Origin of the sequence: Streptomyces sp. NPDC015144, assembly GCF_043079735.1 — a bacterium.
Classification (GTDB): domain Bacteria; phylum Actinomycetota; class Actinomycetes; order Streptomycetales; family Streptomycetaceae; genus Streptomyces.
Window position 1 is genome coordinate 284,307 of the sequence record NZ_JBIBUU010000004.1, and the last position, 14,487, is coordinate 298,793.

Annotated in this window: 12 protein-coding genes; 2 read left to right on the top strand and 10 right to left on the bottom strand. The window is 71.0% G+C overall.

Annotated elements, in window-relative coordinates:
- Window positions 1-44 precede the first annotated feature (44 nt).
- From ACF08W_RS10200 to proB, 4 genes are all read right to left on the bottom strand, one after another.
- On the bottom strand, window positions 45-629 hold the full coding sequence (locus tag ACF08W_RS10200) for a hypothetical protein (protein WP_392279004.1): 585 nt from the start codon (window positions 627-629) through the stop codon (window positions 45-47).
- 67 nt (window positions 630-696) lie between these two features.
- Window positions 697-1,980, bottom strand: a complete 1,284-nt coding sequence (locus ACF08W_RS10205) for a glutamate-5-semialdehyde dehydrogenase (RefSeq protein WP_392279005.1) — start codon at window positions 1,978-1,980, stop codon at window positions 697-699.
- A gap of 82 nt (window positions 1,981-2,062) precedes the next feature.
- Window positions 2,063-2,563 carry a hypothetical protein gene (locus ACF08W_RS10210; protein WP_392279006.1) on the bottom strand — a complete coding sequence of 167 codons (501 nt, stop codon included), beginning with the start codon at window positions 2,561-2,563 and terminating at the stop codon, window positions 2,063-2,065.
- A gap of 154 nt (window positions 2,564-2,717) precedes the next feature.
- Window positions 2,718-3,851 carry a glutamate 5-kinase gene (gene proB, locus ACF08W_RS10215; RefSeq protein ID WP_352275276.1) on the bottom strand — a complete coding sequence of 378 codons (1,134 nt, stop codon included), beginning with the start codon at window positions 3,849-3,851 and terminating at the stop codon, window positions 2,718-2,720.
- 428 nt (window positions 3,852-4,279) lie between these two features.
- Here proB and ACF08W_RS10220 point away from each other — a divergent pair, with 428 nt between their 5' ends.
- Complete coding sequence (locus tag ACF08W_RS10220) at window positions 4,280-6,319, top strand: glycosyltransferase family 2 protein (protein ID WP_392279007.1); 2,040 nt, start codon at window positions 4,280-4,282, stop codon at window positions 6,317-6,319.
- A 60-nt stretch (window positions 6,320-6,379) separates the two neighbouring features.
- Window positions 6,380-6,979, top strand: a complete 600-nt coding sequence (gene rfbC / locus ACF08W_RS10225) for a dTDP-4-dehydrorhamnose 3,5-epimerase (RefSeq protein WP_366291030.1) — start codon at window positions 6,380-6,382, stop codon at window positions 6,977-6,979.
- 62 nt (window positions 6,980-7,041) lie between these two features.
- Here the strand turns inward: rfbC and ACF08W_RS10230 are convergent, their stop codons facing one another.
- From ACF08W_RS10230 to ACF08W_RS10255, 6 genes are all read right to left on the bottom strand, one after another.
- Complete coding sequence (locus ACF08W_RS10230; RefSeq protein WP_392279008.1) at window positions 7,042-7,836, bottom strand: class I SAM-dependent methyltransferase; 795 nt, start codon at window positions 7,834-7,836, stop codon at window positions 7,042-7,044.
- Window positions 7,837-7,978: 142 nt separating this feature from the next.
- The gene (gene rfbD / locus ACF08W_RS10235) at window positions 7,979-8,827 is read right to left on the bottom strand and encodes a dTDP-4-dehydrorhamnose reductase (RefSeq protein ID WP_385205163.1); all 849 of its coding nucleotides are present in this window, start codon (window positions 8,825-8,827) and stop codon (window positions 7,979-7,981) included.
- A gap of 32 nt (window positions 8,828-8,859) precedes the next feature.
- Complete coding sequence (rfbB, locus tag ACF08W_RS10240) at window positions 8,860-9,846, bottom strand: dTDP-glucose 4,6-dehydratase (protein WP_392279009.1); 987 nt, start codon at window positions 9,844-9,846, stop codon at window positions 8,860-8,862.
- Window positions 9,843-10,913 (bottom strand): glucose-1-phosphate thymidylyltransferase, encoded by a 1,071-nt coding sequence (locus ACF08W_RS10245; RefSeq protein WP_352275286.1) that lies wholly within the window; start codon window positions 10,911-10,913, stop codon window positions 9,843-9,845. The genes rfbB and ACF08W_RS10245 overlap by 4 nt, the downstream gene beginning before the upstream one ends.
- A 135-nt stretch (window positions 10,914-11,048) precedes the next feature.
- Window positions 11,049-12,275: a glycosyltransferase family 2 protein gene (locus ACF08W_RS10250; RefSeq protein ID WP_385204221.1), complete on the bottom strand. Its 1,227-nt coding sequence runs from the start codon at window positions 12,273-12,275 to the stop codon at window positions 11,049-11,051.
- A 142-nt stretch (window positions 12,276-12,417) separates the two neighbouring features.
- Window positions 12,418-14,448, bottom strand: a complete 2,031-nt coding sequence (locus ACF08W_RS10255; RefSeq protein WP_392279010.1) for a hypothetical protein — start codon at window positions 14,446-14,448, stop codon at window positions 12,418-12,420.
- Between the last annotated feature and the right edge of the window lie 39 nt (window positions 14,449-14,487).

The window sequence follows — 14,487 nt, forward strand, 5'->3', positions numbered from 1 at the left end:
GAACGGTGGAGGCGGGCCGGACCGCGGACGGCCGCCGGTGCGGCTCAGCTGTTCCCCGGGGCCACGGACGCCGTGGGGCGCGGATAGTCCGGCGAACTCCGCGGGGCGGTACCCGGAGCGGTGTCCACCCCCGTCGTGGCGGGTGGCGGGGCGGGGTCCTGGCGGCCGCCCGAGTTGTTCCGGTAGACGGCGCCGAAGGCCAGCGCGACCATCCCGATGCCCATCAGCACCGCGAGCAGCCAGGCCACCGGCCGGTGCCAGCGTGCGGCGCCCCGGTACGGCCGCAGACCGCCGCCGTGCCGCCCGTAGGGGCCGTCGTCGTACCCGTCGTCGTCGAGCTCCGGGGGGTCGCCCTTGGGATGGCGCGCGTACCCGCCGGAGCCGTACCCCTCGTCGGGGAGGTCGTCGTCCAGGGGGCCGCCGCGCGACGCGGCGCGGGCGGCCTCGGCCTCGGCGCGCGCCTGGGCCGCCGCGAGCAGTCGCTCGACGGCGGTCGGCTCATGGATCTCGGCGGCCCGTACGAAGTCCTCGTCGAACACCACGGAGGCGAAGTCCTCGTCCGCGCCCCCGCGGTCGTCGTCGGGCTCCCAGCCGTCCGGGAACGGCCCGCCCCCCACGTCGTCCGGCACGTCTCCAGACTAGACCCGCCGGGTCGTTCTGGGCAGGGAGCCCGCGACATTCACCGTGCCCGGATCGTCACCGCACGTGTCCGTCGCCGGTGACGATGTACTTGGTCGAGGTGAGCTCCGGCAGCCCCATCGGGCCCCTGGCGTGCAGCTTCTGCGTGGAGATGCCGATCTCGGCGCCGAAGCCGAACTGGCCGCCGTCGGTGAAGCGGGTGGAGGCGTTGACCGCCACCGTCGTGGAGTCGACCAACTGGGTGAAGCGGCGGGCCGCGGCCTGGGAGGTGGTCACGATGGCCTCGGTGTGGCCGGAGGACCAGAGCCGGATGTGCGCGACGGCGGCGTCCAGCGAGTCGACGACGGCGGCGGCGATGTCGTACGAGAGGTACTCGGTCTCCCAGTCCTCCGGCACCGCCTCCACCACCGTGGCCTTGGAGCCCTCGGCGTGGGCACGGACCCGCGCGTCGGCGTGGACCGTCACTCCGGCGTCGGCCAGCGCGTCCAGGGCGCGGGGCAGGAACCGGTCGGCGATGTCCTGGTGGACCAGGAGCGTCTCGGCGGCGTTGCAGACGCTCGGGCGCTGCGCCTTGGAGTTGATCAGGATGTCCACGGCCATGTCGAGGTCGGCCTCGGCGTCCACGTAGACGTGGCAGTTGCCGGTGCCGGTCTCGATGACCGGAACGGTGGACTCCTCGACGACGGTGCGGATCAGCGAGGCGCCGCCGCGCGGGATGAGGACGTCGACGAGACCGCGGGCGCGCATCAGCTCCCGCACCGATTCGCGGCTCTCGCCCGGGACCAGCTGCACCGCGTCGGCCGGGAGCCCGGCGCCGCCGACCGCGTCGCGCAGTACCCGGACGAGGGCGGTGTTGGAGGAGTACGCGGAGGAGGAACCCCGCAGCAGGACCGCGTTGCCGGACTTCAGGCAGAGCGCGGCGGCATCGACCGTCACATTGGGCCGGGCCTCGTAGATGATGCCGACCACGCCGAGCGGTACCCGCACCTGCCGCAGGTCGATGCCGTTGGGGAGGGTCGAGCCGCGGACGACCTCGCCGACCGGGTCGGGCAGCGCCGCCACGTGGCGCACGTCGGCGGCGATGGCGCGGATGCGCTCCGGGGTGAGGGTGAGCCGGTCGATGATCGACTCGCTGGTGCCGGTCTCGCGGGCGCGGGCGACGTCCTCGGCGTTGGCCTCGACGATCTCGGCGGTCCGCACCTCCAGCGCGTCCGCGATCGCGAGCAGTGCGTCGTCCTTCGCCGCGCGCGGCAGTGGCGCGATGTCGGCGGCGGCGGCGCGGGCCCGGTAGGCGGCCTGGGCGACCGGGGACATGTTGTCGTACGGCGAGAGCGTGGTCATGCCCGCAGGGTAGTGCGCCCACTGCGGGCATCCGGCGCGTATCCCGTGATGCGAGACGACTCTCCGCCGACGGCCCCGGCGCTCAGTAGGGATGCACGCCGACCGGGGCGGCCGGGGGCGGCCCGTACCCCTCGGCGACGCGCTGGTGGTACGTCTCGCGGTCGATGACCTCCAGGCCGACGATCTTCCAGGGCGGGAGTCTCGCCGTGGAGCGGTGCTCGCCCCACAGCCGCAGGGCCACGGCCGCCGCGTCGTGCAGGTCCCGGGCCTCCTCCCAGTAGCGGATCTCCGCGTGGTCGTCGGCGTACCTGCTGGTCAGCAGGAAGGGGTGGTCGTGCGCGAGCTGTTCGAGTCCGCGCCTGACCTCCTTCAGCGGCGTGGCGTCCCCCGAGACGCTGAGCGTGATGTGCCACAGCTTCGACGGGGTGCGCTCCTCCCGCGCCGTCTGCTCGGGCGCGGTGGCCCGGCCGTCGCCGGCCCGGTCCGCCGTCCGGCTCCCGTCGCAGTCGGCCCCCGTTCCGACGCTGGTCAGGGCCCGGCCACTCGTTCCTCGGGGCGCCGCCCCCGGGCGCGCTCGTCTCACCGGCGGCCTCCTGTGAATGCGTTCGCTGTGCTGTAACCCCGCTGTTCCCCACTACAGAGTTGACCAGTCCGCGGCGGGAAATGGGGCGGTTTTCGTGAAGGTCTCCGTCCCGAGGCTGGACTTTCAGCCGATTCAGGGTGTCTCCGGGCGGACTTCAGCGGTCCAGGACGACCAGATCGTCCCTGTGTACGATCTCGCGTTCGTAGGCCGGGCCGAGCTCCCGCGCCAGATCGCGGGTGGAGCGGCCGAGCAGCTGCGGGATCTCCTTGGCGTCGAAGTTGACGAGCCCGCGGGCCACCGGACGGCCTTCGAGGTCGCGCAGCTCCACCGGGTCGCCGGCGGTGAACTCGCCCTCGACGGAGGCGATCCCCGCAGGCAGCAGCGAGCTGTGGCGCTCGACGACCGCGGCCACGGCGCCGTCGTCCAGGGTCAGCGAGCCCTGCGGGGTGGAGGCGTGGGCGAGCCAGAGGAGCCGGTCGGCCGAGCGGCGTCCGGTGCGGTGGAAGTACGTACCGGTGTCGCGGCCCGCGAGGGCGTCGGCGGCCCGGCTGGCCGAGGTGAGGACGACGGGGACCCCGGCGGCCGTGGCGATCCGGGCGGCCTCGACCTTGGTGACCATGCCTCCGGTGCCGACCCCCGCCTTCCCGGCGCTGCCGATGACGACGCCCGCCAGGTCCTCGGGGCCGGCCACCTCGGCGATCCGCGAGGTGCCCGGGGTGCTGGGGTCGCCGTCGTAGAGGCCGTCCACGTCGGAGAGGAGGACCAGTAGGTCGGCGCGGACGAGGTGGGCGACGAGCGCGGCGAGCCGGTCGTTGTCGCCGAACCGGATCTCGTCCGTGGCCACGGTGTCGTTCTCGTTGACGACCGGGAGCGCGCCCATGTCCAGGAGCTGGTCGAGGGTGCGGCAGGCGTTGCGGTAGTGGGCGCGGCGGCTGGTGTCGTTGCTGGTGAGGAGCACCTGGCCGACCCGTACGCCGTACCGCGCGAAGGAGGCGGTGTAGCGGGCCACGAGCAGCCCCTGGCCGACGCTGGCGGCGGCCTGCTGCCTGGCCAGGTCCTTGGGGCGGCGCAGCAGGCCGAGCGGGGCGAGCCCGGCCGCGATGGCGCCGCTGGAGACCAGCACGATCTCGCGTTCCCCGCCGCTGCGCACCTTGGCCAGTACGTCGACGAGCGCGTCGACGCGGTCGGCGTCGAGGCCGCCCGCCGCGGTGGTGAGGGAGGAGGAACCGACCTTGACCACGATCCTGCGGGCCTCCGTGACGCCCTGCCTTGCCCCTGACACGTCCATCCCCAAATGTTTCGGCCGCTCCGGCCCACGCAATCTACGCGAGCCGGGGCGGGGGCGCTCGGGTGTTCCGCCCCCTGGACCCCTCCCGTCGGCCCGGGTCCCACCAGCGGGCCGCCCCGTCCACCCTCTCCGCACGCGGACGTACCGGACGGGCACATCGTTGCCCCGCCGATGCGAAGGAATCGTGAATATCAAAATACCTGTTCTTAACCTGCCCCGGCGCCGGACGGCTGCCCGGCGAACATCTGTTGGACGCCGGTTCACATATGGCCAAATCACAACTGTCCGTACAGGCAACCATTGGGGCGTCCGGATCATCTAACAGCCGATAGGGTGCACGGCGGGCGACGCGCCATGCCCGTTTCCAGCGGCATGGACCCCGTATCGAACGCCGCCAGAGGGACTTCTACAGACATGGGACCGCAGCAATGCCAGTCAAAGTAAGTGTCGTCATTCCTGTGTACAACCCGGGGGAATACATCACCCCCTGCATCGACTCGCTTCTGCGGCAGACCCTCCCGGCGGAGGAATTCGAAGTCCTCTTCGTCAACGACGGCTCGACCGACGACACGCGTGAGCGGCTGGAGAAGCTGGCCGGGGAGCACCCTCATTTCCGCGTCATCACCATCCCGAATTCCGGCTGGCCGGGGAAGCCCCGCAACATCGGCGTGGGCGAGGCCAAGGGCGAGTACATCCAGTTCGTCGACCAGGACGACCACCTCGCCCCCGACGCCCTGCGGCGGCTGTACGAGATGGGGCGGCGCAACGGCTCCGACATCGTCATCGGCAAGGTGGCCAGCAACTTCCGCGGCGTCCCGCACGGGGTGTTCAAGCAGAACCGCGAGAAGTGCACGCTGCACGACGCGCCGCTGTACGACAGCCTCACCCCGCACAAGATGTTCCGCACGGAGTTCCTCCGGAAGAACGGCATCGCCTACCCCGAGGGGAAGCGCCGCCTGGAGGACCAGCTCTACATGATGGAGGCGTACTTCCCGGCGGAGGTCGTCTCCATCCTGGGCGACTACACCTGCTACTACTACTCCCGCCGCGACGACGGCAAGAACGCGGGCTCCGCCCGGATCGTCCCGGACGCCTACTACGGGAACCTCCGCGAGGTCCTGGACGTGGTGGTCGCCAACACCGAGCCGGGCGACTTCCGCGACCTGCTGCTGCGCCGCTTCTACCGGGTCGAGATGCTCGGCAGGCTCAGCGAGCCCGCGGTGGTCAAGTACGACCCCGAGTTCCTCGACCAGATGTGCGAGGCGATCCGGCCGCTGGCCCTGGACTTCATGGGCGACGGGGTGCACGACGGGCTCGGCCCGCTGCTGCGGCTCCGCTCCGACCTGCTGCGCGCCGACGACCGGGAGGGGCTGCTGCGGATCGCCCGGTTCGCCGGCTCCGTCAAGGCCGCGGCCCGGCTGGAGGAGTTCGCCTGGCAGCCGGACGGCAGCGCCACCCTCACCGTCACCGCCCGGCTGGTCCGGGGCGAGGACGAGGAGCCGGTGAAGCTGCTGCGCCGGGGCGACCGCTACTTCCTGCACCCGGACAACGAGGGCGCGCAGGCGGCCGGGGCCGAGCTCCTCGACGTCACCGACGACCTCGGCTCCTTCTCCGCCGAGATGTCCGTGCGCAACCGTGAGACGGCCGTCGAGTGGCCGTGCCCGTCGACGTTCACCCGGCGGATCGAGGATCTCGGCGACGGGGCCTGCGAAGTGGTCCTGCACGGCAGCGGCCGGGTCTCCCCGGAGGCGGTCAAGGGCCGCGGCCGGCTCGGGCGCGGCTTCTGGGACATCTGGGTGCCGCTGCGCGGCCTCGGTCTGGTCCGCAAGGCCCGGCTGGGCGCCGACCGCGCTCCGGAGGTGGACGCCGCCTGCCTGCCCGCCTCGCTGGGCTCACCGGCCCGCGCCGTCATCCCGTACTTCACCGATCCGTTCGGCAACCTCACGCTCGATGTCGCCCGGCGCAGCAAGACGCTCGCCACCTACCTGGCCGACCGGCCGGTGATGCGGGCCGCCGGGCGCGGCAACGAGCTCCGGCTGGACCTGCTCACCACCGCGGCGACCGCCGCCTCCGACGTCGAGCTGGTCCTGAGCCCCGCCGACGGCTCCGGCGCGGCGGCGCACACGCTGCGGACCTCGCTGCGCCCCACCGGGGGCCGGGCCCACATCGACGTACCCGGCCGCGCGCCCGGCGTGACGGCGGGGTCCTGGAAGCTCGCCGTCCGGCTGGACGGCGAGAAGCGCCCCGCGCTCGACCTCTGTGCCGTCACCGTCACCGGGGACGGCCGGCTCAAGGTGGACCCGGGGCTGCCCGAGATCCCCGCGGCCCTCATGGCGGACGTGGCCGCCAAGCGCCGCAAGGCCGCCCTGCGCCGCGCGCTGCGCGCCGTCGGCGGCCCGGTCGTGCGCCGGCTCCCCCCGGCGGGGCGCAAGAAGGTCCGGCGGCTGGCCGCCCGGTTCACCGGCTGAGCGCCGCCCCTCCCCCGTACCCCACATCAGCACCAGAACACAGAACAAGGACGTGATCGCATGCGGCAGCTCTCCATCGACGGAGCCTGGGTGCATGAGCCCAAGGTCTTCCCGGACAGCCGCGGCAGCTTCCACGAGTGGTTCAAGGCCGCGGAGCTGGAGGAGGCCGTCGGGCACACGCTGCGGCTGGCGCAGGCCAACTTCTCCGTCTCCAGCCGGGGCACGCTGCGCGGGGTGCACTTCGCCGACGTGCCGCCGAGCCAGGCGAAGTACGTCAAGTGCGTGCGCGGTGCGGTGCTCGACGTCATCGTGGACATCCGGGTCGGCTCCCCCACGTACAAGCGGTGGGAGGCCGTCCGGCTCGACGACGTCGACCACCGCTCCGTCTACCTCGCCGAGGGGCTCGGCCACGCCTTCATGGCGCTGACCGACGACGCCTCGGTGGCCTATCTCTGCTCCGAGGGCTACGCGCCCACCCGCGAGCACGGCCTCCACCCGCTCGACCCCGACCTGGGCATCGAATGGCCGTCGGACATCACCCCGCTCCTGTCCGACAAGGACGCGGCGGCCCCCTCGCTGGCCGAGGCCGAGCGGACGGGCCTGCTGCCCACGTACGCGACCTGCCAGGAGTACTACGCGCTGCTGCGCGCCCGCGGCTGAGCCCCGGACGGTACGCCGAAGCCCCGCGGGCCGTCCCGCGGGGCTTCGGCGTACGGCCGGTGTCAGCCGGTCACCCGCTCGATGCGCGGGCGCAGGGAGGTGAACGCGGAGCGCGGGCGGCGCAGATCGCGGGCCCGGACGAGGGCCGGCCAGAATTCGGCGCGGAGCAGCGCCTCGGGCCGTACGGCGCTCTTCCGGCCCAGCACCTCCTCGGGCACGTCCTGCGGGTCGGGGACGACGTACTCGTCGACGATCCGGTCGTACGCGTTCCTCAGGGTGGTGTCCGCCGGGTCGGCGCCGAACACGACGACCACGCCGGTCGGCTCCGTGTCCACCTCGACGACCAGCAGATCGGGCCGGTGGCGGCGCAGCACCCGCACCAGCTTGTACACGTCGCCGGTCCAGTACTTGGTGTGCCGCTCGCGGGCGGCCTCGTCGACGTCGCGCGGCAGCATGTCGTCCAGCACGATCACGCTCGACCAGCGGGAGTGCCGCTCGACGTTCATGAAATCGCGCAGGGCGTATTCGAAGAGGTGTATCCCGTCGATGAACGACAGTTCCACCTTCGGGTCCCCGCCGAACAGACCGAACGCGTCGCGACGGGCGAGGGCGCGGAACGGGTTGCGGCCGATGCGCAGATGAATCAACGGATCCGCGCGGGCGAAGAAGTCGTCGCTCGTCGCCCTGATCAGGTGGACGTCGCAACTGATGGCGGTCACCACCCGGAAAGCGGGGTCGACGGCGACGGAAGGAACCCGTGAAAGGGCCAGGCTTCTGCCGTCGTTGACCCCGATCTCCAGATAGTTCCGGGGGCGGTAGACACGGTGCAGCTGACGAAGGAAGTCATGGCGGTTCACGTGGAGCGGCCCTTCGCAGAAACCAAAATGACTTGGTGTCCCGCGAAGTTATCTCATGACCACTTCACGACCTGAGCATTCGTCAATAGGTAAATCCGTGTTGTGTCTCTTTCGTGTGGGCCGGTCGGTCGATGCTCCGCACTCAGGGGCGTTCCGCCGCGAGCAGCGCCGGGAACGCCTCCGTCAGCGCCTCCCGCCAGTCCCGGACCGGTTCGATTCCGGCCGCGGCCCAGCGGTCGTGGCCCAGCACGCTGTACGCGGGCCGGGGCGCCGGCCGGACGAAGGCAGCGCTGGTGGTGGGGCGGACCCGTTCCGGGTCGGTGCCGAGCAGTCGGAAGATCTCCCGGGTGAAGCCGAACCAGGTCGTCTCGCCGCCGCTGGTGCCGTGGTAGACGCCGGCGGGCGCGGTGCCCGCGAGGGCGGCCTGCCCGAGCCGGACCAGCCGGTCGGCCAGGTCGACCGTCCAGGTGGGCTGGCCGCGCTGGTCGTCCACCACGTCGAGGGTCTGCTTGACGCCCTCCAGCCTGATCATCGTCCGGACGAAGTTGCCGCCGCCCGCGCCGTACAGCCAGGCCGTGCGGACCACGTAGCCGGTCTCCGGCAGGGTGCCGAGCACGGCCCGCTCGCCGGCGAGCTTGGTGCGGCCGTAGGCGCCGCGCGGTCCGGTCGGGTCGTCCTCGGCGTACGGCTTGTCGGCGTCGCCGGCGAAGACGTAGTCGGTGGAGACCTGGAGGAGTACGGCGCCGTGCTCGCGGCAGGCCCGGGCGAGGACCTCGGGGCCCGTGCCGTTGACCCGCAGCGCGGCCTCCTCCTGGGACTCCGCGTCGTCGACCGCGGTCCAGGCGGCGCAGTTCACCACGACGGCGGGGCGGTGCTCCTCGAAGGCGGCCCGCACCGCGTCCGCGTCCGCGACGTCCAGCGCCGCGCGGTCCGCGGCGACCGCGGTCACGTCCTCCGCGGCGAGCCGGGCCAGGACGTCCCGGCCCAGCATCCCGGCGGCGCCGGTGACCAGCCAGACGGCGCTCACAGGGCGGCCCTCTCCTTCAGCGGCTCCCACCAGGCGCGGTTGTCGCGGTACCACTGGACCGTCTCGGCGAGGCCGGTGCGGAAGTCCTTGCGGGGCTCGTAGCCCAGCTCCGCGCGGATCTTGGTGCAGTCGACCGAGTAACGGCGGTCGTGGCCCTTGCGGTCCTCGACGTAGGTGACGCTGGTGTTCCAGTCGGCGCCGCAGGCGTCCAGCAGCAGCTGGGTGAGCTCCTTGTTGGAGAGCTCGGTGCCGCCGCCGATGTTGTAGACCTCGCCGGCCCGGCCCCGGGTGCGGACCAGCTCGATGCCCTGGACGTGGTCGTCGATGTGCAGCCAGTCGCGGACGTTGGCGCCGTCGCCGTAGAGCGGGACCGTCTTCCCGTCCAGCAGGTTGGTGACGAAGAGCGGGATGACCTTCTCGGGGAAGTGGTGGTGCCCGTAGTTGTTGGAGCAGCGGGTCACCCGCACGTCGAGGCCGTGGGTGCGGTGGTAGGAGAGCGCGATCAGGTCGCTGGACGCCTTGGCCGCGGAGTACGGCGAGTTCGGCGCCAGCGGGTGGGTCTCGGGCCAGGAGCCCTCGTCGATCGAGCCGTACACCTCGTCGGTGGAGATGTGCACGAAGGTCCGGATGCCCGCCAGGTGCGCGGCGTGGATCAGGGTGTGCGTGCCCACGACGTTGGTGCGGACGAACTCGGCGCCGCCGTCGATGGAGCGGTCCACGTGCGACTCGGCGGCGAAGTGCACCACCTGGTCGTGCTCGGCCATTAGCTTGGCGACCAGCCCGGCGTCGCAGATGTCGCCCTGCACGAACCGGAAGCCGGGATGCTCGCGCACCTCGTCGAGGTTGGCCGGATTTCCCGCGTAGGTGAGCTTGTCGAGCACGGTGACCGCGACGTCCCCGGGGCCCTCGGGGCCGAGCACCGTACGGACGTAGTGCGAGCCGATGAAGCCGGCACCGCCGGTCACCAGGATGTTCGTGGTCATGAGGAGATCTGCACCTTGCTGTGGTCGCCGAGCACGAGTCGGTGGGCGGACGGGGAACGGGGGGCGGGGGTCACTTCGACGTCATGGCCGATGAGCGATGCCTCGACGCGGCGGACACCGACGATGGAGGCGCCCCGCAGGACGATGGAGTACTCGATCTCGCTGTCCTCGATGCGGACGTTCTCCGAGACCGAGGTGAAGGGGCCGACATAGGCGCCGCTGATCACCGAACCGGCGCCGATGATCGCGGGGCCGACGATCCGGCTGCCGCTGACCCGGGCGCCCGGCTCGATCCGCACCCGGCCGATGATCTCACTGTCCGCGTCGACCTCGGCGCCCTCGTGGGTGGGCTCGACGGTCTCCAGGACCGTCCGGTTGACCTCCAGCATGTCGGTGACGTTGCCGGTGTCCTTCCAGTAGCCGTGGATCGTGGTGGAGCGCACGTCGCGCTTCTGGTCGATCAGCCACTGGATGGCGTGGGTGATCTCCAGCTCGCCGCGCCAGGACGGCTCGATGGCGCGGACCGCCTCGTGGATCACGGGGGTGAAGAGGTAGACGCCGACGAGCGCCAGATCGCTCTTGGGCTCCTTCGGCTTCTCCTCCAGCGCCACCACCCGGCCCGCGGCGTCCAGCTCCGCGACACCGAAGGAGGTCGGGTTGGGCACCCGCGTCAGGAGGATCTGCGCGTCCGGCCGGTCCGAGCGGAACTCCTCCACCAGGCCGGTGATCCCGCCGACGATGAAGTTGTCACCCAGGTACATGACGAAGTCGTCGTCGCCCAGGAAGTCGCGGGCGATCAGCACCGCGTGGGCCAGCCCGAGCGGCTCCTCCTGCGGGATGTACGTGACCTCGATGCCGAGCGCGGAACCGTCGCCGACGGCTTCCCGGATCTCCGCGGCCGTGTCGCCCACGATGATGCCGACCTCGGTGATCCCGGCTTCCGCGATGGCCTCCAGCCCGTAGAACAGCACGGGCTTGTTCGCCACCGGCACCAACTGCTTGGCCGAGGTGTGGGTGATGGGACGCAGGCGGGTGCCGGCCCCTCCGGACAGTACGAGAGCCTTCACTTGACCAGTCCCCATGGTGATCTGTCGGACCCGTCGCATGCGCGACGTCCGATCGACTTTACTGAGATTCGATGTGTTATTCGGGGAATCCGCCGCACTCACCCCCCAGAAACGCGCACCCTTTACAAGGGGTCATTACCCCACATTCAGGCGCCTCTTCCAGCGCTTCGCGTCGCGCCGCATCCGGCGCGCCACCCTCCTGGACAGCGAGGCACGACGGGCGGCGGCCCGCGGGCTCTCGACGCGCTCGCCACCGCGCCAGTCGGGCACGGTGACCTCGTACAGGAAGTCGGGCAGCGCGGCCGCCCGGTCGCGGAAGCGGGGGTACGCGAGGTAGAGCGTCCTGCCGTCGGGCGAGCAGACCAGGTCCGGCACCTTCTTCGCCCGGACGTACCGGACCACCTCGACCAGCAGGTCCGGGCTGCCGTACGCCACGCAGGCGAGCCGCAGCCGCTCCGGGACCTTGATCAGCCGGGCCACGCCGCTGTGCCAGTACGCGTCCATCAGCGGACGCGCCAGTTCCATCTTGTGCCGCCGGACCTCTTCGGAATCCCGCAGCACGACGGGGCCGAACTGCTGGAGCATCCCGACCGTGAAGGGGCGGACCATCAGGAAATCCCGTTTGGGCCCCGGCGGTTCGATGCGATGAATGAGCTCCATCATGGCGCGCACCGAGTCGAAGCGCCATTCATAGGTGCCGCTCTTCGTGACGTGCTTTCCGTCGTCGCGGCCCACCAGGTAATAGCAGACGTAATCGGCGACGACCGAGACGCCGGACCCCCGCAGATACGCCTCCATCGTGAAGAGGGCGTCCTCACCGGTCCTGAGATTCTCGTCGAACCTCAAGGAGAGCCGTTCCAGGAGTTCGCGCCGGAAGAGCTTCTGCGCGCTCAGGGTGTAGATGACCTTGGAGTTGTAGACGTCGACGCGCTCCGCGGTGGCGCCCCACATCGACTGCGGCGCTCCCCTGTTCACGCCGACCACCCTGCCGAGCACCACATCGGTTCCGGCCTTGTCCGCCATGGCCACCATGCGGGCCAGGGCCTCCTCGCCGAAGTAGTCGTCCGCGTCCAGGAAGAACACGTAGCGACCGCGCGCGAGACCGAGCCCCACATTCCGCGGCCCACTGGGGCCACCGGAGTTCTTCTGCCGGACGACCCTGGTGCGGACTTTCGATCTCGCTGCGAATTCCTCCAGATACTCACCGGTGCCATCGGTGGAACCGTCGTCGACCGCGACGATTTCAATCCGGTCGGCGCCGATCGTCTGCGCCTCCACCGATTCGAGGCAACGCACGAGGTAGGGCATCGCCTCATACGCACCGACGACCACGGTCACGTCCGGAATTCGGGTCTGGCTCACGTAAAAAGAAGACAGTCGACCGTCTCCATCGGTTGTCTTCCGTGACATGAATACATGGTGACACTCATCACAAAGGCCCGGTACAACCTTTTGCGGGTTGTACCGGGCCTTCTGCGATCACGTAATGCGAATGGCCGATCCCTCAGCCGCCCACGGGCTCCCCGAGGCTCTTGGCGACCCCGGTGTTCCGGGCCTCGGACTTGGCCGAGAGCGCCTTGACCGCGTTGTCGAACTGCACGATCGAGGTGGGCTCGTCCGGGCCGAGCAGGTAGTTCTTGAGCTCGCGCCGGCCCTCCGCACGGGTGTCCGCGGCCGGGTCCGTCACCGCGGCGAGCAGCTCGTCCAGCTCGGCCGCCGAGTTGGACAGGATCACGGCGGCACGGACCGCCGTGTTCTGCCGACGGAACTCCTCCTCGCCCAGCTCGGCGGAGTCGGTGACCGCGTACGGCTTGCCGCTCGCGATGAAGTCGGAGACCACGCTGGAGATGTCCGAGACCATCGCGTCCGACTCGTTGAAGCAGTCGTACAGCCGCATCCGGGCACCGGTGATGACCCGGTGCTCCCACCAGCCCTGCGCACGCCAGGACGCCGCGTTCCACTCGTCCTTGAGCCGCGCCGTCTCGGCCTCGCGCGCCGGGTCGGCCAGCGAGTCGCGGGACGTCTCCGCCTCGTCGCGGCCGGCGCCCGCGCCGCCCTCCAGCTCGGCCAGCCGGGCCTCGATACGGGCCAGCTCGGCCCGCGCCGCGGCCTGGTCGCCCTTGAGCGCCGCGGCCTGCTCCGCCCAGCGGGGATCGGTGGCGCGCTCGGTGGCGGCCTGCTCGATCATCGCGGTGATGCGCAGATGGACGGCCTTCGCCTTGGCACTGCGGGTGCCGGTGAAGGGGTGCGGCTTGTAGAGCAGCCGGACCGGCCGCTCGGCCTCCAGCAGCCGCCGGACGATGTTCTCGCCGGCCAGCAGCAGGGAGGTGTTGCCCGGGTTGTCGTCCCAGCCCTCCCAGGTGGGGGCGTACAGCACGGTCGGGATCGGGTTCTTCTGCGTACCGGTCCACGTCTGGATGGAGGCCAGCTGCGGCCGGCCCACCTCCACGATGTCCTCGTCGCGCACTCCGACGTCGGCCAGCGCGTAACGGTCGCGGCCGGCCCGGCCCGCGGTCCACACCTCGTCGTAGACCTTGCTGAACGGGTTGACGCTGGCGAGCTTGTCGCTGTCGCCGTGGCCGATGAAGACGTGCTTCATCGTCGGCACCCGGAGCAGGTGGATGTTCTTGCCGACGTTGGCCGCGTAGAGCGCGACCCGCACCGACGAGAGGTCCAGGTTCATCAGGTGCACACCACCGGGCACGCAGAGCACCGGCACCGAGGTGGTGGCGAGCTGCGGCAGGATGTTGCGCTCACGCAGCAGGATCATCGGCCGACCGCCGAGCTGCGCCATCGTCTCCAGCCACATGTTGGCCTGGTAGGCGGACTCCTTGGAGCCGGAGAAGTACAGCACCACGGTCGGCCGGTACTCGGCGAGCCACTCGCCCACCGCGTTGAGGACCTTGGTCTCCGGCGGCACGAGCCGGCTCGGGCGGACGTACGGCAGCAGTGCCACCAGATAGGCGACCGCGAGCACGAGCGTCAGGCCGAGGCCGACGTAGGCGACGGCCTCCTTGCCGGTCTCGATCGCGATCAGCACGCCCACCATCGCGAAGACGTCCAGGTGCAGCATCTTCTCCGCGGGCCGGCTCATCAGGAGCGGCTTCGGGGCGTCGGCGATCCGTACCGCCGACAGGTCGATGTTGCGGGTGGCCACCGGAAGCTTGCGGCGCAGCCGGATCATGGTGACCATCGCGCTCTGCGGCGCCTGGAGCCCGTAGAACGCCAGCAGGCAGGCGACCGTCACGTAGAACAGCGTCTCCTCGCCGTACCCCATGCGGGACAGCAGCAGGATCAGCAGCAGCTGACGGACGAGGAAGCGGATCGAGAGTCCCGCCCGGACCGCGGCGAGGCGGTTGACCAGGTAGCTGCCGCAGTGGTGCAGATGCCGGTCGGCGAGATAGGTCGCCGCGGTGGCCACGGCGAAGAACCAGAGATTGGGGATTATCGCCGCGAGCATTATGCACGGGAACCCCACAGCCACCAGGAGCGCGGCGGCCAGCTCCGAACCGCTGCCCACCCGAGCCAAACGCATGGCTTTCGAAATCACGAAGTACCGCTCCCGAGGGTGCCG